Origin of the sequence: Methylobacterium ajmalii, assembly GCF_016613415.1 — a bacterium.
GTDB lineage: Bacteria > Pseudomonadota > Alphaproteobacteria > Rhizobiales > Beijerinckiaceae > Methylobacterium > Methylobacterium ajmalii.
In genome coordinates this window covers 17,776-39,099 of record NZ_JACWCT010000055.1, presented here as the reverse complement: position 1 = coordinate 39,099, position 21,324 = coordinate 17,776, and the positions used below count along the sequence as shown (strand labels likewise).

The window sequence follows — 21,324 nt, the reverse complement described above, 5'->3', positions numbered from 1 at the left end:
CCGCCGCCCTCCGCGGCCAGGGCCTGGCCGCCGCCGGCGAGCGCCGCGTCGAAGAGCGCGCGGCCGGTCGAGGCGCCGGGGGCGGCGAGCACGTTGCGCTGGCGGTGCCCGAGGCGCTGGGCGTATTCGAGCTGGCGCAGCTCGTCGGCGGCGCCGACCAGCACGTTCGAATCGGTGCCGACCCCGTAGCGTCCGCCCGCCGCGACGAAGTCCGGCGCCGGGAAGATGCCGTCGCCGAGGCTCGCCTCGGTCACCGGGCACAGGCCGGCGACGGCGCCGCTTCCGGCGAAGCGGGCGGTCTCGTCGGGCGTCATGTGGGTGGCGTGGATCAGGCACCAGCGCGGATCGAGCCCGGCGTGATCGAGGAGCCACTCCACCGGGCGCGCGCCGGACCAGGCCAGGCACTCCTCGACCTCCCGCACCTGCTCGGCGGCGTGGATGTGGACCGGCCCGCCGTCGGCCAGCGCGACCGCCGCCGTCAGGTCGTTGGGCGTCACCGCCCGCAGGCTGTGGGGCGCGACGCCCAGGGTGGCGCCGGGCAGATCCGCCACGACGGCCCGGGAGGCCTCGACCATGCGGGCGAAGAGATCGAGATCGGAGACGAAGCGGCGCTGGCCGTCGTTCGGTGCGATGCCGCCGAAATTCGACCGGCGGTAGAGCACCGGCAGCAGGGTGAGGCGCAGGCCCGCGAGGGAGGCCGCCGCGGCGATCCGCTCGGCCATCTCGGCGACGTTGGCGTAGGGCGCGCCGTCGGGCGCGTGGTGCAGGTAGTGGAACTCGCCGACCCGGGTGAAGCCGGATTCGAGCATCTCGACATAGGCCTGCGCCGCCACCGCCTCGGCCTCGTCCGGGCTCATCCGCAGGGCGAAACGGTACATCGTCTCGCGCCAGGTCCAGAACGTGTCGGCGGCGGGGCCGCGCCGCTCGGCGAGCCCGGCCATGCCGCGCTGGAAGGCGTGGCTGTGGAGGTTCGGCAGGCCCGGCACCAGCACGGCCACCCGGGTGTCGCCGGGCTGCGGGGCGCAACCGGCCTCGACCGCCGAGAACCGCCCCTCGGCCACGGTCAGCCGGAGGTCGGCCTGCCAGCCCGTGGGGGTGAGGGCATGGCTCGCGTGCAGCACGGTCATCGGCGCGTCTCCTGCATGGGGGCGAGGACGAGGATGGGGGCGAGGACGAGCGGGCGCGGCAGCGCTCCGTCCATTCATGTCTATACAAAGCGAACTGATAATGTCTATACATATGCGCGAATCACGGGAGACGTGCATGAGCGAGACAGAAGGCGGGCCGCGGGTCTGGCGCAACGTCCGGCTCGCCACCTTCGCGCCCGGGCTCCCCGGGATCGGCGCGGTGGAGCGCGGCGCGCTCGCGGTCCGCGACGGCCGCATCCTGTATGCCGGGCCCGAGGCCGGGCTGCCGGGGGCGGCGCTGGCGGGCGCCGAGGTGGTCGACGGCGAGGGCCGCTGGATCACCCCGGGGCTGATCGACTGCCACACCCACCTCGTCTGGGCCGGCGACCGGGCGCACGAGTTCGAGCTGCGGCTCGCCGGGGCCTCCTACGAGGAGGTGGCGCGGGCCGGCGGCGGCATCGTCTCGTCGGTCGCCGCCCTGCGCAAGGCGAGCGAGGACGACCTCGTGCGCGAGACCCTGCCGCGGCTCGACGCGCTGATCGCCGAGGGCGTCACCACGGTCGAGGTGAAGTCGGGCTACGGGCTCGACCTCGCGAGCGAGCGCAAGACGCTCCGCGCCGCCCGCCGCCTCGCCGGGATGCGGCCGGTCTCGATCCGCACCACGTTCCTCGGCGCCCACGCCCTGCCGCCGGAGGCTCGCGGCGACAAGGACGCGTTCATCGCCGAGGTCGCCGACACGATGCTGCCGGCGCTCGCCGCGGAAGGCCTGGTCGATGCGGTCGACGCGTTCTGCGAGGGCATCGCCTTCTCGCCCGACCAGGTCGCGCGGGTGTTCGCGCGTGCCGAGAGCCTCGGCCTGCCGGTGAAGCTCCATGCCGACCAGCTCTCGAATCTCGGCGGGGCCGCGCTGGCGGCGCGCCACGGCGCCCTCTCGGCCGATCACCTGGAGCATACCGACGAAGCCGGCGCCGCCGCCATGGCGAAGAGCGGCACCGTCGCGGTGCTCCTGCCCGGCGCCTACTACTTCATCCGCGAGACCAAGCTGCCGCCGGTCGGGCTCTTCCGGCAGCACGGCGTTCCGATGGCGGTCGCCACCGACGCCAATCCGGGCACCTCGCCGCTGACCTCGCTGCTGCTCGCCATGAACATGGCCGCGACCCTGTTTCGCCTCACCGTCGACGAGTGCCTGGCCGGCGTGACCCGCGAGGCCGCCCGCGCCCTCGGCCTCCTGTCCGAGGTCGGAACCCTCGAGGCCGGCAAGCGCGCCGACCTCGCGGTGTGGTCGGTCGAGCGGCCGGCCGAGCTCGTCTACCGCATGGGCTTCAACCCGCTGCACGCCCGCATCTGCGGAGCGCGATGAGGACCAGCCACCCCACGATCGAACGCCACCCTCCCGCCCGGAGCCCCTGCCCATGAGCCGCATCGACAACGCCCGCACCATCCGCGCCCCCCACGGCGCCACCCTCACCGCCAAGAGCTGGCTCACCGAGGCGCCGCTCCGGATGCTGATGAACAACCTCGATCCCGACGTCGCCGAACGCCCGGGCGAGCTGGTGGTCTATGGCGGCATTGGCCGGGCGGCGCGGGACTGGGCGAGCTTCGACCGCATCGTGGCGGCCCTGAAGGATCTCGACGACGACCAGACCCTGCTGGTGCAGTCGGGCAAGCCGGTGGGCGTGTTTCGCACCCACGCCGACGCGCCCCGGGTGCTGATCGCCAACTCGAACCTGGTGCCGCACTGGGCGACCTGGGAGCATTTCCACGAGCTCGATCGCAAGGGCCTGATGATGTACGGCCAGATGACGGCCGGTTCCTGGATCTACATCGGCAGCCAGGGCATCGTGCAGGGCACCTACGAGACCTTCGTCGAGATGGGCCGCCAGCACTACGCCGGCGACCTGTCGGGCCGGTGGATCCTCACCGCGGGTCTCGGCGGCATGGGGGGCGCGCAGACGCTGGCCGCCACCATGGCGGGGGCCTCCTGCCTGGCGGTCGAGGCGCAGGCCTCGCGCATCGAGTTCCGGCTGCGCACCGGCTACGTCGACGTCCAGGCCCGCGACCTCGACCACGCCCTGGAGCTGATCGAGGAATCCCGCCGCACCAAGACCCCGCGCTCGGTGGCGCTGCTGGGCAACGCCGCGGACGTGTTCGGCGAGCTCTACGCCCGCGGCGTGCGCCCCGATTGCGTCACCGACCAGACCTCGGCCCACGATCCGGTCAACGGCTACCTGCCGGCGGGCTGGACGGTCGCCGAGTGGGAAGCCCGGCGCGAGACCGATCCGGCCGCGGTCGCCGCGGCGGCCAAGCGCTCGATGGCGGTGCACGTCCGGGCGATGCTCGATTTCCACCGCGCCGGCGTGCCGGTGGTCGATTACGGCAACAACATCCGGCAGATGGCGCTGGAAGAAGGGGTCGAGGACGCCTTCGCCTTCCCGGGCTTCGTGCCGGCCTATATCCGTCCGCTCTTCTGCCGCGGCGTCGGGCCGTTCCGCTGGTGCGCCCTCTCGGGCGACCCGGAGGACATCTACGCGACCGACGCCAAGGTGAAGGAGCTTCTGCCCGACAACCACCACCTCCACCGCTGGCTCGACATGGCGCGGGACAAGATCCGGTTCCAGGGCCTGCCGGCGCGGATCTGCTGGGTCGGCCTCGGAGACCGCCACCGCCTCGGGCTGGCCTTCAACGAGATGGTGCGCAAGGGCGAATTGAAGGCCCCGATCGTCATCGGCCGCGACCACCTCGATTCCGGCTCGGTCGCCTCGCCGAACCGCGAGACCGAGGCGATGCGCGACGGCTCGGACGCGGTCTCCGACTGGCCGCTCCTGAACGCGCTCCTCAACACCGCGTCGGGCGCCACCTGGGTCTCGCTGCACCACGGCGGCGGCGTCGGGATGGGGTTTTCGCAGCATTCCGGCATGGTCATCGTCTGCGACGGCAGCGAGGACGCCGACCGGCGCCTGGAACGCGTCCTGTGGAACGACCCCGCCACCGGCGTGATGCGCCACGCCGATGCCGGCTACGACGAGGCGGTCGCCTGCGCCCGGGAGCATGGGCTGGACCTGCCCTCGCTCGGGTGAGGGCGTCTTCGCGCATGCGACCCGGGCCCTGAGGGAATCGATCGAGCGATCATCGACCCATCTCGCGGAACGGCTGCAGCGGTTGTCACCTCCGCTGGAGCCGTTCGCCGGATTGGGCCGATCGTCGAACTGCCCATCCCTCAGGATGAGATCCTGGGTCGCACGAGCAGCCGAACGGCGATTTTTCTGCAAGTCCGCGCCGGATGACGCCCGGCGTATTTCGGGAACGGGGCCGGTATTCACGAAAACCGATCGCCTGGACGTCCCGGCAGCGCGGTCCGGTCCGTTCCTGGATTTCGGCGTCGCGATCCCCGGGACCGCCCTCTGACGTCCGCCTCGTCCACGGGTGCAGGGGTTGGATTGCGGGGAAACCGTGCAGGGCTTCGTGCCCGGTCGGCTGCTTGTCCCCGCTGTCCCCGATGTACGTCGGCCTCCGCCGCATCGTTTCGCATCCGGTTGCGTACCGCTCCGCCGGTCCGGCCTCATCGCGATCGAGCCTTCCAATCCGCCCGGTTGCCTGGGCCGACCGCTGCAAGGCCTCGCCACACGGACCGACCGCCGTCAGGGCGTACTTCACGAACGGCTCGCCGAGGCGCCGCCCTTCGCCGTTTCGCCTTCGCGCTTTGACCGGTGGCCTGTCCGATCCCGTGCATCCGCTCGTACGATGCGAGGTCCCGCGAGTCGAGAACCCGATCCTCCCTCCCGAAGAGTCCCACAGGAAAGCTTACGCGAGTCGAGTCCAGCCCGGCTCCCCCGGTTCGACAGACGCCGTGGCCGATCGGTTCGTTCCGACGAGTCCGGTGGACTCCTGTGGACGCCCTGTGACTCGCCTCTCGACTCGCGATTGCCGCGCACGACTCGGGGTCCACGCTCCCTGTCCGGGTTTTCCCCAGTATGCACCGTTTAGAGTGTTACAGGAATCTTTATGGATTTAGGCGCTCCTGCGGCAGCGATTCCGCGAACTCGCCCAAAAGCTTAACGCGAGTCGGCCGTTCCCGATGTACCGAGGATTCGTCCCCGTTGTGCCGGCCCTCGCGTCCCCGATGTGCCGTGCCGGCGTTCCCGATGGGACGGGGCCGTTCCCGAAGTACCGATCCGCCCCAGCGGCGTTCCCGATGTGCCGACGAGGCCCGAGTCATTCACAGGGATTCCGGGGATTTCCCCTCGGGGCCGTCCGCTCCTCCCGCCCGCCGACCCGTACATCGGGAACGGTGGGGCCTGTGGATTACCGGGCGTCGCGCACGAACCGCTCGGCGAAGCCCAGGAAGGCGCTCTCGTAGTTCTTCGGCTCGCGGGTCGCGTCGCCCTCGAGCCAGTGGTCGAACTCGGTCTTGAGGCCGTAGACGTCCCAGCCCGGATGGGCCTTGCGGCACAGCGCGATCGTCTCGTCCGAGAGGTGGCGGAAGAGCGGCAGCTCGGCCCCGGCCTTGGGCTTGCGGGTGCGTTTCGGCTTCTCCGCCGGAGCCGCCAGAACCTCGTCGCTCGCGAGGTCGCGGCGGATCATCCGCAGGTGCGGCTCGCCGCGCTCCTTGTCCTCGATCCGCAGCACGAAGCCCGGCAGCTCGTCGGCTTTGGCGATCTTGGCGATCTCGAACTTGAACCGGCGATAGGTGCCCTCGGCGCCCGACTTGTCGAACAGGGTCGGCAGGCTGATGGCGAACCCCCCCTCCCCCGCCCCGCCGGCATGCTTGCGGGCGATGCGGTAGAGCCAGCGCTCGCGCCCGCCGGTGATGCCGAAGTAGGTGGGGTCGATGGCGAGCACGCCGCCCTCCATCAGCACGCCCTCGTAGAACCAGTCCGACAGGGTGATCGACATGCCCCGGCTGGCATTGGTCTCCTCGTCGATCGTGTCGTCGAAGGCGTCGATCCAGCTGAACTGCCGCTCCTTGCGCTTGGCCTTCTCGGCCCGGATGTTGGTGCGCACCGAGGTCGATTGCAGGCGAAACAGCGCGTCGCGCAGGAGCTTGTACTGGCGCCCGCCGGTCTCGCGGCCGATGCCCTTCAGGAGGTCGTAGGGCATGAAGTGGAGCTTGCGCGGGATGTCGTTGCGGCCGCGCTTCTTCATCTCGCAGATCGTCGAGGCGGCCCAGATCAGGATGTCGGCGTCCCAGATCGTCGCCATGCCGTAGGCCTGGTTCGGCAGCACCCGCACCCAGACCGAGCCGTCGGGGCTCGTATAGTCGATCTCCTTGAGCCGCTTCTGCTTGGCGATCGAGAAGAACGGCCGCTCCATCGTCTCCCGCTGGTCGCGGAAGTGCACGAAGGGCACCACCATGTCGATCTGGTCGTTGCGCCGATGGCTCATCGTCACGCCCGTGTCAGGCCCGCAGCCGGATGCGCCGGCCCGCGCCGTGCCGTCCCGTTCCCGCCGCGATGCCGTCCCGCACTCCGTCTCATGCCGGCGACGCTAGGACCCGCCCGCCTTCCAAATCGTGGACGAAACAGGGTTTTTCGATTCCGTCCCCGATCCTCTTCAATCGCGGTTAACGCCGAATCCGGATGCCGCGCGCCGCCTCGACCGGTCGCGTCCGGGAACCGGAATGGCGGCCGCGCGGTTCTCGCTCAAACAGCCAAGCTCGCCCGAGACCGCCCGTCATGACTTCTCGCCCCCTCCGCCTTACCGCCCTGCCCCTCGCCGCCCCGCCCCTCGCCGCCCTCCTCCTCGGCTTCGGCATCGCCGCCGCGCAGGCGCAAGGCACGGCGCGCGGCGCGCAGGACGGCGCGACGCGGGGCGAGGCGATCGCCGGGCCGGTGGGCGCGGTGGTGGGCGGCGCCATCGGGGCCGCGGTCGGCACCGCCAACAGCATCCTGGGGATCGACCGGCGCGAGCGCTTCCGCATCTACGCCGCCGGCGAGCACCGGCCGTCCTTCCGCCTCGCGGGCCCGGTGCAGGTCGGCACGGTGCTGCCGCCGGACGGCGTCGTCTACTACGACGTGCCGCCGGAATTCGCCCTCAAGGGTCTCAACTACACGATCGTCAACGACCATCCGGTCCTGGTCGAGCCCGGCACCCGCCGGATCGTCGAGGTGATCGACTGAAGGCGGAGGGCAATCCCTTCAGGATGACGGGGGATCGACGGTGACGGGGCATGCACCTTCGCGCTAAGAGCGGGGCCGGATCACCCCGCCGGCCCTGAATGCCCCGCCCCCCCGACCTGCCGAGCCCCGTCTGCGACCCCGAGCGCCTCGCCGCGCTCGACGGCTACGCGGTGCTCGACACCCTGCCCGAGCGGGGGTTCGACGACGTGGTGCGGCTGGCCAGCCGCCTGTGCGACGCGCCGGTGGCGCTGGTGAGCCTGGTCGCCGGCGACCGGCAGTGGTTCAAGGCCCGCACGGGCTTCCCCTGGCCGCAGACGGATCTCGACAGCTCGGTCTGCGCCCACGCCCTGGCGCAGCCCGATTCGCTCCTCGTCATCCCCGACCTGAGCCGGGATCCCCGCACCCGGGCCAACCCCCTCGTCACCGCCGAGCCCGGCATCCGGTTCTATGCCGGCGCGCCCTTGCGCACGCCGGAGGGGCAGGTGCTCGGCACGCTCTGCGTGATCGACTACGTGTCCCGGCCGGACGGCCTGTCCGAGACCGAGGCCGGCGACCTGCGGGCGCTGGCGCGCCAGCTGATGACCCAGCTCGCCCTGCGCCGGGTGGCGGCGGATCGCGAGACGGCGCTCCGGGCGGCGCGGGCCACCGAGGAGCGCTACCGCCTCGCGGCGCGGGCCACCAACGACGCGATCTGGGACTGGGACTTTTCCGCCGACCAGGTTCTCTGGAACGAGGCGCTGGAGGCCGCCTACGGCCACGCTCCCGAGGCCGGCTCGACCACGGGCGCCTGGTGGATCGACCACATCCACCCCGACGACCGCGCCCGGATCGACGCCTCGATCCACGCCGTCATCGACGGGGGCGGAACCGCCTGGAGCGACGAGTACCGCTTCCGCCGGGCCGACGGCTCCTACGCCCGGGTGCTCGACCGCGGCTCGGTGATCCGCGACGAGGCGGGCCGCGCCGTGCGGATGATCGGCGCCATGTTCGACCTCTCCGAGCGCGAGCGCGCGGAGGCCGCCCGGCGCGACTCCGCGCGCCGGCTCGACCTCGAGCGCAGCCTGCTCGAATCGGTCTTCCGGCAGGCGCCGGTCGGCATCTCGGTCGTCGGGCACGAGCCGGGCGGGCCGAACCTCATCAACGCGAAGGGCGAGGAGATCCTGGGCCACGGCCTCGTCGCGCGGGCCCTCGCCCGCTACGAGCGCTTCGGCGCCGTCCATGCCGACGGGCGCCCCTACGCCCCGGACGACTATCCGTCGCTGCGCGCCCTGCGGGACGGGACCGTGGTGAGCGGCGAGGCGATGCTCTACCGCAACGCCGCCACGGGCCTGCGCCGGCTCGAGGTCTCGAGCGCGCCGGTGCGCGACGAGGACGGGGCGATCCGGGCGGCGGTGACGGTCTTCCTCGACGTGACCGAGCAGCGCCGGGCCGAGGCGCAGCTGCGCCGCCTCGCCCTCGTCGCCGAGCAGTCGAGCGACTTCATCGCCATCGCGGATGCGGAAGGGCGGATCGCCTACGTCAATCCGGCCGGCCGCGCCCTGGTGGGCCTCGCCGACGAGGCCGCGGCCCGGGCGATGCGCCTGACCGACTTCTTCCCGGCCGAAGACCTGCCCTTCGCCGAGGCGACGATCCTGCCGGCGATCCGGGACGGCGGGGCCTATGGTGGGTCTTGGAGCGGTGGGTCCTGGAGCGGCGATTTCCGCCTGCGCAACCTCGCCACCGGCGCCGCGGTGCCGGTCCGCTACAACCTGTTCGCGTTGCGCGGGCCCGGCGGCGCCTTCGAGGGCTTCGCCGCGGTGGGCCACGACATCTCGGCCCGCAAGGCCGCGGAGGCGCAGCAGGAGATCCTCAACCGCGAGCTGAGCCACCGGCTCAAGAACACCCTGGCGATGGTGCAGGCCATCGCCATGCAGACCCTGCGCAACGCGGCCGACCCGATGGCGGCCCGCGAGGCCCTGGCGGCCCGGCTGATCGCGCTCGGCAAGGCCCACGACCTCCTGCTCACCGGCGAGGGCGAGAGCGCGTCCCTGCGGGCGGTGCTCGAAGGGGCGCTGGCGATCCACGACGACGGCCGGCCCGGGCGCTTCCGCCTCGCGGGGCCGCCGGTGCCGTGCGGGTCGCGGGCGGCCCTCTCGCTCGCCCTGATGGCGCACGAACTCGCCACCAACGCGGTCAAGTACGGGGCGCTGCGGGTGCCCGAAGGCCACGTCACCCTCGACTGGCGCATCGACGGCCCGGACGCGCCGGTCCTCGCCCTGCGCTGGCAGGAGCATGGCGGTCCCAGGGTGGTGCCGCCGGCCCGCCGGGGCTTCGGCTCGCGCCTGATCGAGCGCGGGCTCGCCGGCACCGTCGACGGCGAGGTGGCGATGCACTACCCGCCCGAGGGGGCGGTCTGCACCCTGACGGCGCCGCTGGCGGAGCTGCAGCGCGGGGAGTGACAGGGTTTCCGCGTCGCGAAGCGATCGCGCAGCAATCGCCGAGCGATCGGAACCCCATGAGGCGCCGCGTTCGTCGCACCAATCCGGTTTCGCAAAAGCCGCGGCCCGGAGCCGCCGCGCATCCCGGCGAAGCGGACGCCGCCGGCCCGCATGGCGAGGGCGGCAAGGTCCGGGAAGAGATGCCGCGATGCCGGCGTCACGGCCGTACCGCCGGGCCGTCGGCCGCGAGCACGAAGGCCGCGAGCTCGGCCCCGAACCGGGCCGGTTCTTCGAAGAACGGGCTGTGCCCGCTCTCGGCATAGACCGACAGGCGACGACCCGGCCCGAGCGCCGCGATCCGCTCGGACATCGCCAGCCGGACGAGGCGGTCGTGGAGCCCGTGGGTCAGCAGGATCGGGCCGTCGTAGGCGGCGAAGACCGGCTCGAGATCGGTGGTCGCGGTCCTGACGAAGCCCTCGTTCGCCGCCCGCGCCGCCATGCCGTTGACGACGAGCATCCGCTGCCAGTCGAGGCCGGTCGGCGGCCGGTGGAAGCAGGCGGCGAGGAAGTCCGCGGTCGCGGCGACGCGCGTGCCGAGGTCGTGCGAGGTCGCGCTCCGGGTGAAGTCGCCGGCGAGCGGCGTGAGCAGGTCCGGGGACAACCGGGTCACGGCATCGACGAGGTTGATCCCGGCGATGCCCGCGCCGCCGTACTTGCGCAGGTAGGCCCCGGCCACGTAGCCGCCGAGCGACCAGCCCACCAGCACGGGACGGCGCAGGCCCGCGGCGGCGATCACCGCGGCGACGTCGTCGGCCCAGAGGTCGGCCGCCGCGTAGGCGTCGAGGGCGTCGGGCTTGTCCGAGTCGCCGTGCCCGCGCAGGTCGAAGCGCACCCGCCGGAAGCCCGAAAGGGCCGGATCGGCGAATTGCCGGTCCCAGCTCAGCCGGCTCTGCCGGAGCCCGTGGACGAACAGGATCTCGGGCGCGGCCGGATCCCCCGCCGCCTCCGCGGCCAGCCCCGTGCCGTCGCTGGAGCGGACCGGGATCGGGGCGCCGTCCCCGGCCGCCTGCGCCGGCCGGGCGGGCGACGCTGCCCCGGCGGCGCCGGGCCCGAGGGCCATGGTGGCGAGAGCGGCGGTGAGAGCGGCGCGGCGCGTCGGCTGCATGGGCTCGTCTCCTGTTTTTTAACGATCGCTATCAAACCTGTTTGACACGGGGTGTCAACGGTTGTTTAGTGTTCGATATGGAACGGGATGCGTGATGCAGCGGGATGCGCGACGGCCGGGCGGACGGCCCTGGAGCTTCGACCGGGAGGCGGCGGTGGAGACCGCGATGCTGCTGTTCTGGCGTCATGGCTACGAGGGCGTGTCCGTCGGCGACCTGACGAAGGCGATCGGGATCGCGCCGCCGAGCCTCTACGCGGCGTTCGGCAGCAAGGCCGGCCTCTACCGGGCCGCGCTGGCCCGCTACGAGGAGATGCCGGGGCGCCTGGATCTCTCCGCCGTCGCGGCGGCGGGATCGTTGCCGGAGGCGGTGCGCCTGCTGCTCGAAGGGGCCGTGGCGGCGGTCACGCACCGCGAGCGGGAGCGGGGCTGCATGGTGTCGAGCGGCCTCGTCGCCTGCCACCCGGATCACGCCGCGCTCGCCCGCGAGGCCGGCGAGCGGCGGGAGGCCCTCCGGCGGCGGATCGCGCAGTCGCTCGCCGCCTTCGCGCCGCCCGATCGGGCCGAGCGGCTGGCCCGGCACCTGAGCGCCGCGATGCAGGGGATCTCGATCCAGGCCCGCGACGGGGCGTCCCGGGAGGACCTTCAAGAAATCGTCGAGGAGGTCGTCGCGGGTGTCGCGGCGCGCGCGGCCGCAGGGGCGTGACCGGGGCGCGCAGGCCCGCCCTTGCCGACGCGCGCCGCCGTCCCGGCGCTCAGAACCGGACCGTCTCGGTCCCGTTCACCGCCCGCACCGTGCCGCTCGGCCGTCCCGCCGTCGCGTGCAGCGCGATCAGGCGCTCGCTGCCCGGCGCGAGGTGAAACCAGTTGTCCGCCGGCCTCCCCTCCCCGTCGAGGCCGATATGGACCGACAGCGCGTGATGGTCCGTCGCGATCCGCAGCGCGGCGCCGGTCCCGCCCTCGACCAGCTCCGCCGAGAGCCCGATCTCCCGGGGAGCGGCGGCCCGCCCGGCCGGGAAGTGGAAGGCGTCGGCCAGCACCGTGCCGTCGGGGCGGCCGAGCCGCAGATGCGCGAGGTCGTGCGCCGCCGGGCCGAAGCGGTAGGCGGCGGTGGCGTCGAAGAAGCGGCCGAGCAGCGCGGCCGAGGACAGGGCGAGCGCGGAGCGGGGCGCCAGGGACACCGCCCGCTCGGCCCTGGCGGCGACCTTGCCGGCGCCGGTGGCGAAGGTGAGCGTCAGGACGGCGTCGACCGGCTCGGCGGTCTCGTTCAGCAGGTGGGCGTGGAGGCCGTTCAGGCCCTCGTCGGTGAGGAGCGCCTGGACCGGCCGGAAGGCGCGCTTCAGGGCGTACCAGGCCGATTTCGGCCGCCCGGCGACGTCGACCACGCCCCAGCCCGCGCCCGGCGCGAGGTCGCGCCAGAGCCAGACCAGGCCGCCGGCGGTGACCGAGCCGGTGCGCCGCCACTCGGCGAAGGTCGCCTCCATCAACTCGGCGACCGCCGCGCGGCCGAGCACCAGGTAGCGCTCCGGGTCGTCGCCGCGCAGGCGGCCCGGATCGAGGCCGTAGAGGGCGCCGACGTAATGGTCGCGCACGCCCTCGAAATCCCAGTCGGCGCCGCGGTCGCGCGGCACGCCGAGGGCCCAGGCCGGATCGCGCGGATCGGCGAGGCGGGCTTGCGTGAGCGAGGCGGGCTCCGGCACGTTGGCGAAGGCCAGGCACTCGGAGGCGAAGCGCACCTCGGCCCGGCGGGCATCCTCGAACGGGCGGAGATAGGCGCCGACCCCGTAATAGTGGGTCACGCCGGCATTCGTGGAGAACGGCAGGTCGCCGCCCGAGGGCGAGTTCGGCACCACGACGAGGTCGGGCCGGCGCGCGGCCGCCGCCTCGCGCAGCATCGCTTCCACCGCGGTGGCGTGCCAGACGGCTTCCGGAAACCCCAGCATCGCGGCCTGCTGCTCGACCTCGCTGCCGCCGCCGACGACGCAGAGCGAGGGCGAGGCCTGGAGCCGGTCGAGGAGCTGGCCGATCTCCGATTCGAGGGCCGACCGGAAGGCCGGGTCGTCGACCGGATAGTCGAAATTGGCCAGCATCAGGTCCTGCCAGACCAGGAGGCCGAGCTCGTCGCAGAGGTCGTGGAAGGCCGTCGCCTCGTACAGCATCGTGCCGCCGACCCGCAGCATGGTCATGCCGGCCTCGACGGCGAGCGCCAGGAGCGGTGCGTAGGCCGCGCGCTCGCCCGGCAGCCCGACGAGGTCGGGCGGGGTCCAGCAGGCGCCGCGGCAGAAGACCGGTACGCCGTTGACCACGAGGCTCAGGCCCTCCGCGAAGGGGCGCCGCATCGTGATCGTGCGGAATCCGACCCGGCCGAGTTCGAAGCTCCGCCCCTCGGCCTCGGCCGTGACGGCGTGCAGCCGCGGCTCGCCGTGGGTGTGCGGCCACCACAGGGCGATGCCGGGCAGGTCGAGCCGGCCCTCGAACCGGCCGTGGGCGGTCTCCGCGAGGACGGTCGCCCGGCCGTCGCAGCGCAGGATGACCGGACCGGCGGCGCCGGGGAGGTCGAAGCGGGCGGTGAGGCTCCCGGTCCCGTCCGCGACGCTGGTTCGCAGGTCGATGGCGGTGGGGCGGTCCCCCTCCCCTCTCCGGGTGACCGGCCGGTAGGGGCCCACCGCCTCGACGCCCGGGCACCAGCCCGGCATGAAGCCGAGCAGCGTGGTGCGGGCGTGGCGCAGAGAGCCCGGGGTGGCGAGCTGCGGCCGCCAGCGGCCGCGCTTGTGCGGCCGGGCGAGATCCCGGGCGAGCGACCGGAAGGCGAGCGCGAGGGTATGGGTGCCGTCGAGGTCGACCGCGATCTCGTGGGCGAGGAACATCGAGCGGGAGGTGAGACGAAGCTCCCCGTCGAGCCAGACCTCGCACAGGGTCGCGAGACCCTCGAAGCGCAGGATCTCGCGGCCGTGGCCCTCCACCGCCGTGCGGTACCAGACGTCGGAGCCGTGCAGCGGCGTCGGCGCCGCGTCCGACCACAGCCCGGCGGCGCGCAACGCGCCGGCGGCGGTGCCGGGGACCGGAGCCGCGATGAAGCCCGACAGCCCGTCGATGTCGCCCGGGTGCGTGCAGGCGCCGGGGGCGGTGACGATCATCTCCCACGGGCCGTCGAGGGCCCGGTCGACGGTGCGCAGAACGGCCATGGTGTCCCCGGAGGCTGTTTTCGCGTGTTCGAAGGCGCCGAAACGCTCCCCGTCAGGACGGGGGAAGGAGGGCGCGGGCTTCCCCCTCTCCCTGCGGGCGGGGAGAGGAGGCAACCCGCACCCTTCTCGTTCGCCGGATGGCACTCTCGGTCTGTCGGGCTCCGCTGCGCGGTCTCGGATCGGCCCGATCCGCCGATCGCGCGCGTCACCCCGCCGCCAGCGCCCGATCCAGGGCCTGGAACACCGCCGCGTAGGTCGCCTCGGCGCCGGCGAGCCGCTCGGGCAGCCCGGCGAGCTTGCCGCGGGCATAGGCGCGGGCGAGCTGGAACTGGAAGGCCTTGGCCTCCTGCGACAGGCGCGTCGCCGCCTCCGCCGCCTCGCCGAACGGCCCCGTCCCTTGCGCCGTCAGCCAGGCGAGGTGGCTGCCGAGGAGCTCGAAATTCGCCCCGAGCTGGCGCGTGGTGTTGAAGGCGTAGGCGTGGAAGGCCGAGAGCGGGCGCTGCACGAAGGTGTCGTCCTTGCCCGCCAGCGCCGCGCGAAAGGCCGTGACCGGATTGGTGCTCGGCGCATGGGCGCGGTGCCGGCGCAGCAGCGCCAGGGCGGCGCCCGCGAGTTCCGGTCCCGCCAGGGCCGGGCCGCAGGGCTTCACGAACTCGGCATAGGGCAGGAGTTCGCCGCGGGCGAAGATGCCGTCGTAATCCTCGCCTGAAAGCGCGAAACAACCGGCATTGTGGAGGTAGTCGAGCCGGCGCTCCCGCGGGTCGAGGGCGAGGATCCCGATCGTGGTCTTCGAGGCCTCGCGCCGGTAGGTGGTGCCGGCGGTGTCGGGCAGGAAGAACGCGTTGACCTCGACCAGCACGGGCAGGCCGCGCCCCGCCTGGACCCGCGCATGGCTCTCCAGGTCCTCGTAGAGCGCGAGCTCCAGGATCTCCAGGCCGTACAGCGCTTCGAGGTCGGCGGCCTTCGGCTTGAAGAAGGTGAACTGGTCGCCCTCGAAATCCTGGCGCAGGGTGAAGCCCAGCATCGCCTCGGGCTCGAGCCCCCGCAGGTGCAGGAGCTCGATCCAGAGATCGACGTAGCAGTTCGTCTCCGGCCAGGTCCGGTCGGGGGCGTGGAGCGTGTGGGGGGCCGCGGACGTCTCCGTCCGCGGCGCGTCGAGGGAGAGAGCGAGGGCGGCCGACATCCCTGGCCTCAGCCGAAGAGCTGGGCGCGGACCTCCGCCGGCCAGGCGTCGAGGTCGAGGCCGTGGTGGCGCAGGAGCGCGAGGGTGATCCGCTCCAGCCCGAACCCGACGCAGGCCGTGTGGGCGGTGGTGCCGTCGGCCTGCTCGATGCCCCAGGTCGTGCCGAAATGGTCCTGGTGGTAGTTGAAGCTGAGGCAGGCGGTCGGCTTGTCCTCGCTGTTGACCGGCACGTTCAGCTCGAACTTCAGCGCCTGGGCGCGCTGGTTGTTGGCGAGCATCTTGCCGGCGCGGCCGAAGAACGGATCGTTGGCCGGATCGATGGCGAGCGGCAGCCCGAGGTCGCGCATCATCGTGGTGCCGCGCTCGAGCCACAGCTCGCGGAAGGCCAGCACCTGCTCGGGCGTGCCCATGCGGACGTATTCGCGCATGCGGAAGAGCTGCATCCGGGTCGGCTCCAGCGAGGGCTCGTGCCGGAAGCAGTAGGATTGCAGGTCGAACAAGAGCCCGCCCTCGGGCAGCCGGCCGCGGGCGGCGGCGACCGGGTAGAGCGGGTAGCAGGCGGCCGGCGTCAGGACGATGTCGGTCGCGGCCTGCTTGGCGGTCCAGTCCTCGCCGGCATCGAGGCAGGCGAGCAGGCGGGCGTGGTCCGCCTCGTTGCCGCAGAAGCTGTGCACCGTGCCGGCGAGGTGCGGGAAGCCCTTGAGGTAGCCGCTGCGCTCGAAGCTCGACCGGGCCATGCCGGGGGGAAAGCGAAGGGCCTCGGCGCCGTCGGCCGCGCCGATGCGCGAGACCAGCCGGTCGAGGGCCTCGACCACGCTCTCGAAGGCGCCGGAGCGGCCGTAGAGCCCGTCGACCCCGGTGCGGATCAGGAGCCCGCGGTCGAACAGGCGGTCGAGGAACGAGCGTGGCGCGGCGGCCTCGGGAAGGCCGTCGGCCAGCGCCTCGTCGGCGGGCAGGAGATCGACGGGGAGACGATCGGAGGAGAGGCTCTGGTCCATCACGCGCTCAGGAGCTTGCCGCTGCCCTTCTGCACCAGCAGAAGGTTGGCGGTGTTGGAGAGGATGCGGTCGTTGTTGATCATCAGCGGCGCCGAGAGGACGTCGCGCAGCTGCCGGCCGAGGCTGAACGGGGTGCCGTTCTTGTAGCCGGCGAGGCCCACCACCGAGAGGGCGCGCTGGACGATGTCGACGGCCTGGGCCGACACCGTGGTCTTGACGTTGTTGAGCATGATCGAGAAGCCGATGGCGCTCAGGGCGTCGGGGTCGCCCTTGGCGGCCTCGTAGCGGGCGAGCCCGGCGACCACCGTGCTCCTCATCGCCTGGAGCTCGTTGGCGGCTTCCGCCAGCCGCAGCGCGCCCGGGGGCACCTGGCCCGGCTTCTTGCGCGCCTCGGCCTGCACGAAGGCGCGGGCGCGGTCGACCGCGTAAGACGCGATCCCGAACCACACGCTGCCCCACAGCAGGTGCGAGGCGGCGAGCATCGACTGCGCGGCGATCTCCGCGAAGGGCTTCTGCAGCACCTGGACAACGGGCAGGCCCTCGGCCTTGAGCAGGAAGCCGTCGCTGCAGGTGCCGCGCATGCCGAGCGTGTCCCAGGTGCTGGTGCGCTCCAGCGTGATCTGGTCGGCGAGCAGCGCCACCAGCACCTGGTCGGAGGTCGCGGCCTCCTTGTGGCGGCGGGCGGTGGCGAGGATCAGGTCGGCCTGCGCGCCGTACGAGATGACGCTGGCCTCCTTGGTCAGCCGGAAGGTGTCGCCGTCTCCCGTCCCCTCGGCCTCGACGGCGCAGAGACTGTTGCGGAGATCGCCGCCGATGCCGGCCTCGGTGGTCGAGGAGGCGATCAGCATCTGCTCGCCGGCGATCCGCTGCATCAGGCCGCGATGCCAGGTGCTGTCGACCCCGTGGGTGACGAGGCTCGCGAGCTTGATGTGGTGCATGGCGAACACCATCGCGGCGGCCGAGCAGGCGCGGCCGAGAACGGCGCAGAGCTCGGCGATCTCGCTCATCGAGGCCCCCTCCCCTCCGAGCGAGGCGGGCACCTGGATGCCGAGCAGGCGCTCGGCCTTGAGCGCCGCCACGGCTTCGGCCGGAAAGCGGCCCTCGCGGTCGACCGCGTCGGCGTGGCTGGCGGCGATGTCCGCGGCGCGCTTGGCGCGCGCATCGAGGGCGCCCGCCGGTGCGTCCGTCGCGACGGGTGCCGCACCGGGCACCGTCGCCGCGACCTCGACATGCATGTTCATGCGGCCTCCTGCTGACGCAGGCCCGCGACGGTGTCCCGGATGATCCGGATGGTCGAGAACGAGCGCCGGCCGAGCGCCGAGTCCGGGAACTCGATGTCGAACCGCTCCTCGAGGGCCAGCATCAGCTGCACGGAGCCGAAGGAATCGAGGCCCTTCTCGAACAGGTCGTCGTCGTCCGCCAGGGTGTCGACCACGCCCTTGAGGGATTCCAGCGACTTCAGCACGTCACGAATGTCGGAGATTTCGACCATGGGGCTCCACCTTCTCTGCTTGGCGCAGGATCCCATCCCGCAGTTGAAATTGCAATCTTTCGCCTAAATCTTGGTAAATTTTTACATGTCTATTTTTGAGAATTACCTGCTCCATTGCGGAGCGGGTGATTGATCCGATCTGGCACGGGTATTCAACTCGGCACAGCTTAACGGCTGGCGAAGCGCCGACGGGGCGACAGGGTGGACATCGCGTCAAGCTTACGGAATTGCCTCTCGCCCCGCGGAGCGTCGGCGCAGCGAGGCCGCTGTCGCGCCAGGCTTGCGCGGGGCTTGCGCCGGTTTGGCGGCCCCGATTGCGAATCGGTCGAAAACCGGCGAATTGCAGTTCGAGCGCCGAACCGGCGAATTTTCTGCAAACATGGCCCGCGCGGATGAATCAGCACACGCCGCCCCACTCCCCTGCCCCCGCTCAAGTCGCTTCCGCGCAAGTCGCGCCCGCGGCGACGATCGGCGCCCACGCGGCGACGCTCCGGGCGCAACTGCAGGCGATCTCCTCCGGGCTGTTTCCGCCCACCGCCGCCAAGGGCCTGCGCCGCTTCACCTCGGCGGAGGCGGCCCGGATCATCGGCGTGACGGTGTCGCGCCTCCAGCAGCTCGCCGCCGAGGGGCTCGGGCCGCAGCCCGAGGTGTCGGCGAACGGCCGCCGCTCCTACACGCTGTCCGACATCCACGGCCTGCGCGCCTACCTGGACGAGAACACCCGGGGCGGCCGGCGCTACCAGCCGCGGCGCAGCGGCGCCGAGCACCTCCAGGTCGTCGCGGTGGCGAACTTCAAGGGCGGCTCGGGCAAGACCACCACCACCGCCCACCTCGCCCAGTCCCTGGTCCTGCGCGGCTACCGGGTGCTCGCCATCGACCTCGATCCCCAGGCCAGCCTCTCCGCCCTGATGGGCGTGCAGCCCGAGCTCGACGTCGGCGCCGACGAGACCTTGTACGGCGCGATCCGCTACGACGACGCCAAGCCGCTGCGCGAGGTCGTGCGCCCGACCTACTTCACCGGCCTCGACCTCGTGCCCGCCAACCTCGAGCTGATGGAGTTCGAGCACGAGACGCCGCGGGCGCTGACCCGCCGCCGGGCCGGCGAGCCGCTGTTCTTCGACCGGGTGGCCCACGCCATCGACACGGTGGCGCAGGATTACGACATCGTCGTCATCGATTGCCCGCCCCAGCTCGGCTACCTCACCCTCTCGGCGCTCTGCGCCGCGACCTCGCTGCTCATCACCGTGCATCCGCAGATGCTCGACGTCGCCTCGATGAGCCAGTTCCTGGCGATGACCGAGGACCTGCTCGGCGTGGTGGCGGAATCCGGCGGGCGGCTGCACTACGACTGGCTGCGCTACCTCGTGACCCGCTACGAGCAGCAGGACGCGCCCCAGACCCGCATCGTCGGGATGCTGCGCACCTTGTTCGAGGACGCGGTGCTGACCGCGCCGATGCTCAAGTCCTCCGCCGTGTCGGATGCCGGCCTGTCGAAGCAGACCCTGTACGAGATCGGCCGCGAGGGCGTGACCCGCTCGACCTATGACCGGGCGCTCGAATCCCTCGAGGCGGTCAACGGCGAGATCGAGGGCCTGATCCGCCGTGCCTGGGGCCGCCCATGAGCCGCAAGTCGAACCTCGACGCGCTGTTCGGCGCCCGCCCGGCTCCGAAGCCGGCCGTCCCGCCGCCCGCGGCCGAGCCGGCCGCCGCCCCGCCGGCGCCCGAGCCGTTTGCAGCTGCAAACCCGACCCCGGCCGAGCCCGAGTTCGCAGCTGCAAACCCGGCCTCCCGCTCGCCGGAGCGCAGCCGCAGCGGCGCGGTGCGGGCGATGAGCAGCACGCTGCGCGGGCTCGCCGCCCGGGCCGACGCCGCCGCCGAGATCGAGGCCGGCACGGTCGTCGTCGAGATCGCCCCGGAGCGGATCGACGATTCCTTCATCGCCGACCGGGTGGCGGACGCGACCGATCCGGGCCTGGCGGCCCTGGTCGAGAGCATCCGCGAGAGCGGCCAGCAGGTGCCGATCCTGGTGCGCCCCCACCCCGCCGACCCGGACCGGTTCCAGGTCGCCTACGGCCGCCGCCGCATCCAGGCGGCGCGCCGCCTCGCCCGGCCGGTCCGCGCCGTGGTGCGCCCGCTCTCGGACGCCGAACTGGTGGTGGCCCAGGGCAAGGAGAACCTGGAGCGGCAGGACCTCAGCTACATCGAGCGGGCGTTCTTCGCGCTGCGGCTCGAGGAGCACGGTTTTTCCCGCGCCACGATCATCGCCGCGATGGGCGTCGGCAAGGGCGACCTCTCGACCCTGATCTCGGTCGCCCGCACGGTGCCGGCCGACGTCGTCCGGGCGATCGGCCCGGCGCCCGCCGCCGGGCGGCCGCGCTGGATGCTGCTCGCCGAGCGGATCCGGGCGGCGAGCCCGAAGCGGATCGCCGGGCTCATCGCCGATCCGGCCCTCGCCGGGACGCCGACGAACGAGCGCTTCGCGGCCGTGCTGCACGCGCTCGCCCCCCCGGCGGCCCCGAAACCGGCTCCGCAGGTCTGGAGCGACGAGGCCGGCCGCGGCATCGCCCGGATCGAGCGCCGCCCGGATCGGGTCGCCCTGTCCTTCGACGAGACCGTCGAGCCGGGCCTCGCCGACTACGTCCTCGACCGGCTGCCGGAGATCCTGGCCGCCTACCGGGCCGGCCGCGCCAAGCCCTGACAGGAACCGCCGACGCAAGGGAACCATCGCACGGGCGCGACGATGCCTCACCGGTCCCGCCCGACATTCCGAGATCCGCCATGCGCCGCGCCGTCCTGCTCCTCGCCCTGCTGGCCCCCGTCCTGGCCCCCTTCCTGGCTCCCGCCGCCGCCCTCGCCGAGGATGTGCCGCGGACTGGCGAACGGGAGGTCTGCGAGGCCAAGGCCGACCGGAGCGGCATCACCGGCGACGGACGGGCGACCTTCCTGCGCGAATGCGAGGCCGGCGAGCGCCTGGTGCGCGGGTCCGCGCCGCGCTGACGGCGAACGGCGGCAGGCGCGGCGCGTTGGACGACGAGTGTCCGCCGCGACGGAGCAGACGATGAGGAGCAGCCGATGACCGATTGGAGGCCCATCGATCGCGCGCCCCAGGACGGCCGCTGGATCATCGCCATCCACCGGGACGAGCCGGACCGGCGCGCCGTGATCCGCTGGGATCCCGGGCGTGTCGGCGATGCGCGCCCCTGGCACGTCGCCACCACCGAGCACGGCTACGCCCCGGAGGCGTTCACCCACTGGACGCCGTTTCCGGATCCGCCGGAACCGGAGCGGACCGCGTGATGCCGGATCGTGTCCCGGGGCGTGGCCTCGACCGCGGACCGGCCCGGCGCGCATCGGTGCCCGGGTGCAACGACCTGCCGGCGACGAGACATGCGCGTTCGTAATCGCACCGCGGGGCATTGACCCGGATCCCCCGAACCGCCACCCTCACGGCGACGGTTCCCCTCGGGGATCAAAAGGGAACGCGGTGGGGGTTTACCCGATGCCGCGGCTGCCCCCGCAACTGTAAGCGGCGAGCCTTCCACCACCATAGTCACTGGGTGACTCACCCGGGAAGACGGTGGCGGGCACCGACCCGCGAGCCAGGAGACCTGCCGTCAGTCGTGGTCACGCGCGAAGCGCGTCGG

General features: G+C 72.7%; 17 protein-coding genes and 1 riboswitch. Of the genes, 9 read left to right on the top strand and 8 right to left on the bottom strand.

Features of this window, described 5'->3' with window-relative positions; genetic code table 11:
• Positions 1-1,127 (bottom strand): formimidoylglutamate deiminase (locus tag HPY23_RS10000; RefSeq protein WP_200601741.1); only part of this gene is annotated, 1,127 nt, incomplete at its 3' end.
• A gap of 136 nt (positions 1,128-1,263) precedes the next feature.
• On the opposite strand from HPY23_RS10000, the gene hutI reads away from it, so the two are divergent.
• Positions 1,264-2,487: an imidazolonepropionase gene (hutI, locus tag HPY23_RS09995; protein ID WP_091885736.1), complete on the top strand. Its 1,224-nt coding sequence runs from the start codon at positions 1,264-1,266 to the stop codon at positions 2,485-2,487.
• Positions 2,488-2,539: 52 nt separating this feature from the next.
• Entirely contained in the window at positions 2,540-4,204 is a 1,665-nt protein-coding gene (gene hutU / locus HPY23_RS09990; RefSeq protein WP_091885732.1) for a urocanate hydratase, read from the top strand.
• Positions 4,205-5,429: 1,225 nt separating this feature from the next.
• Here hutU and HPY23_RS09985 read toward each other — a convergent pair.
• Positions 5,430-6,509 carry a replication initiator protein A gene (locus tag HPY23_RS09985; RefSeq protein ID WP_091885938.1) on the bottom strand — a complete coding sequence of 360 codons (1,080 nt, stop codon included), beginning with the start codon at positions 6,507-6,509 and terminating at the stop codon, positions 5,430-5,432.
• Positions 6,510-6,799: 290 nt separating this feature from the next.
• Between HPY23_RS09985 and HPY23_RS09980 the strand changes: the two genes are divergently transcribed.
• Together HPY23_RS09980 and HPY23_RS09975 are read left to right on the top strand one after the other, a co-directional pair.
• Entirely contained in the window at positions 6,800-7,243 is a 444-nt protein-coding gene (locus HPY23_RS09980; protein ID WP_091885729.1) for a DUF1236 domain-containing protein, read from the top strand.
• Between the two features lie 98 nt (positions 7,244-7,341).
• Positions 7,342-9,681 carry a PAS domain S-box protein gene (locus tag HPY23_RS09975; protein ID WP_060850795.1) on the top strand — a complete coding sequence of 780 codons (2,340 nt, stop codon included), beginning with the start codon at positions 7,342-7,344 and terminating at the stop codon, positions 9,679-9,681.
• 196 nt (positions 9,682-9,877) lie between these two features.
• Here HPY23_RS09975 and HPY23_RS09970 read toward each other — a convergent pair whose 3' ends face one another.
• Complete coding sequence (locus HPY23_RS09970; protein WP_060850794.1) at positions 9,878-10,825, bottom strand: alpha/beta fold hydrolase; 948 nt, start codon at positions 10,823-10,825, stop codon at positions 9,878-9,880.
• Positions 10,826-10,919: 94 nt separating this feature from the next.
• Between HPY23_RS09970 and HPY23_RS09965 the strand changes: the two genes are divergently transcribed.
• Positions 10,920-11,528, top strand: a complete 609-nt coding sequence (locus tag HPY23_RS09965) for a TetR/AcrR family transcriptional regulator (RefSeq protein ID WP_091885726.1) — start codon at positions 10,920-10,922, stop codon at positions 11,526-11,528.
• Positions 11,529-11,577: 49 nt separating this feature from the next.
• Here the strand turns inward: HPY23_RS09965 and HPY23_RS09960 are convergent, their stop codons facing one another.
• The 5 genes from HPY23_RS09960 to HPY23_RS09940 all read right to left on the bottom strand — a co-directional run bounded on the left by HPY23_RS09960 (position 11,578) and on the right by HPY23_RS09940 (position 17,680).
• Positions 11,578-14,007, bottom strand: coding sequence for a glycosyl hydrolase 2 galactose-binding domain-containing protein (locus tag HPY23_RS09960; RefSeq protein WP_091885723.1), 2,430 nt, complete (start codon positions 14,005-14,007; stop codon positions 11,578-11,580).
• 205 nt (positions 14,008-14,212) lie between these two features.
• Positions 14,213-15,190: a DUF1839 family protein gene (locus HPY23_RS09955; protein WP_091885721.1), complete on the bottom strand. Its 978-nt coding sequence runs from the start codon at positions 15,188-15,190 to the stop codon at positions 14,213-14,215.
• Between the two features lie 8 nt (positions 15,191-15,198).
• A complete protein-coding gene (locus tag HPY23_RS09950) occupies positions 15,199-16,188 on the bottom strand; it encodes an amino acid--[acyl-carrier-protein] ligase (RefSeq protein ID WP_091885717.1) in 990 nt (329 codons plus the stop codon).
• Positions 16,188-17,429, bottom strand: coding sequence for an acyl-CoA dehydrogenase family protein (locus HPY23_RS09945; protein WP_413231125.1), 1,242 nt, complete (start codon positions 17,427-17,429; stop codon positions 16,188-16,190). Before HPY23_RS09945 ends, HPY23_RS09950 begins: the two co-directional genes overlap by 1 nt.
• Complete coding sequence (locus tag HPY23_RS09940; RefSeq protein ID WP_060850790.1) at positions 17,426-17,680, bottom strand: acyl carrier protein; 255 nt, start codon at positions 17,678-17,680, stop codon at positions 17,426-17,428. The genes HPY23_RS09945 and HPY23_RS09940 overlap by 4 nt, the downstream gene beginning before the upstream one ends.
• A gap of 392 nt (positions 17,681-18,072) precedes the next feature.
• On the opposite strand from HPY23_RS09940, the gene repA reads away from it, so the two are divergent.
• From repA to HPY23_RS09920, 4 genes are all read left to right on the top strand, one after another.
• Entirely contained in the window at positions 18,073-19,302 is a 1,230-nt protein-coding gene (gene repA / locus HPY23_RS09935) for a plasmid partitioning protein RepA (protein WP_060850789.1), read from the top strand.
• Positions 19,299-20,378 (top strand): plasmid partitioning protein RepB, encoded by a 1,080-nt coding sequence (gene repB / locus HPY23_RS09930; RefSeq protein ID WP_091885714.1) that lies wholly within the window; start codon positions 19,299-19,301, stop codon positions 20,376-20,378. The genes repA and repB overlap by 4 nt, the downstream gene beginning before the upstream one ends.
• A gap of 80 nt (positions 20,379-20,458) precedes the next feature.
• Positions 20,459-20,677 (top strand): hypothetical protein, encoded by a 219-nt coding sequence (locus tag HPY23_RS09925; RefSeq protein ID WP_091885711.1) that lies wholly within the window; start codon positions 20,459-20,461, stop codon positions 20,675-20,677.
• A 75-nt stretch (positions 20,678-20,752) separates the two neighbouring features.
• Complete coding sequence (locus HPY23_RS09920; RefSeq protein ID WP_091885708.1) at positions 20,753-20,977, top strand: hypothetical protein; 225 nt, start codon at positions 20,753-20,755, stop codon at positions 20,975-20,977.
• Positions 20,978-21,117: 140 nt separating this feature from the next.
• Positions 21,118-21,310, top strand: a riboswitch (cobalamin riboswitch).
• Positions 21,311-21,324 lie beyond the last annotated feature (14 nt).

Excerpts from the sequence above, each read along its gene's own strand:
- HPY23_RS09920 (WP_091885708.1), top strand. The coding sequence starts at position 20,753 with ATGACCGATTGGAGGCCCATCGATCGCGCGCCCCAGGACGGCCGCTGG.
- HPY23_RS09965 (WP_091885726.1), top strand. The coding sequence starts at position 10,920 with ATGCAGCGGGATGCGCGACGGCCGGGCGGACGGCCCTGGAGCTTCGAC.
- HPY23_RS09975 (WP_060850795.1), top strand. The coding sequence starts at position 7,342 with ATGCCCCGCCCCCCCGACCTGCCGAGCCCCGTCTGCGACCCCGAGCGC.
- HPY23_RS09960 (WP_091885723.1), bottom strand. The coding sequence starts at position 14,007 with ATGGCCGTTCTGCGCACCGTCGACCGGGCCCTCGACGGCCCGTGGGAG.
- hutU (WP_091885732.1), top strand. The coding sequence starts at position 2,540 with ATGAGCCGCATCGACAACGCCCGCACCATCCGCGCCCCCCACGGCGCC.
- hutI (WP_091885736.1), top strand. The coding sequence starts at position 1,264 with ATGAGCGAGACAGAAGGCGGGCCGCGGGTCTGGCGCAACGTCCGGCTC.
- HPY23_RS09980 (WP_091885729.1), top strand. The coding sequence starts at position 6,800 with ATGACTTCTCGCCCCCTCCGCCTTACCGCCCTGCCCCTCGCCGCCCCG.
- HPY23_RS09925 (WP_091885711.1), top strand. The coding sequence starts at position 20,459 with ATGCGCCGCGCCGTCCTGCTCCTCGCCCTGCTGGCCCCCGTCCTGGCC.
- HPY23_RS09945 (WP_413231125.1), bottom strand. The coding sequence starts at position 17,429 with ATGAACATGCATGTCGAGGTCGCGGCGACGGTGCCCGGTGCGGCACCC.
- HPY23_RS09985 (WP_091885938.1), bottom strand. The coding sequence starts at position 6,509 with ATGAGCCATCGGCGCAACGACCAGATCGACATGGTGGTGCCCTTCGTG.
- HPY23_RS09950 (WP_091885717.1), bottom strand. The coding sequence starts at position 16,188 with ATGGACCAGAGCCTCTCCTCCGATCGTCTCCCCGTCGATCTCCTGCCC.
- repB (WP_091885714.1), top strand. The coding sequence starts at position 19,299 with ATGAGCCGCAAGTCGAACCTCGACGCGCTGTTCGGCGCCCGCCCGGCT.
- repA (WP_060850789.1), top strand. The coding sequence starts at position 18,073 with ATGAATCAGCACACGCCGCCCCACTCCCCTGCCCCCGCTCAAGTCGCT.
- HPY23_RS09970 (WP_060850794.1), bottom strand. The coding sequence starts at position 10,825 with ATGCAGCCGACGCGCCGCGCCGCTCTCACCGCCGCTCTCGCCACCATG.
- HPY23_RS09940 (WP_060850790.1), bottom strand. The coding sequence starts at position 17,680 with ATGGTCGAAATCTCCGACATTCGTGACGTGCTGAAGTCGCTGGAATCC.
- HPY23_RS09955 (WP_091885721.1), bottom strand. The coding sequence starts at position 15,190 with ATGTCGGCCGCCCTCGCTCTCTCCCTCGACGCGCCGCGGACGGAGACG.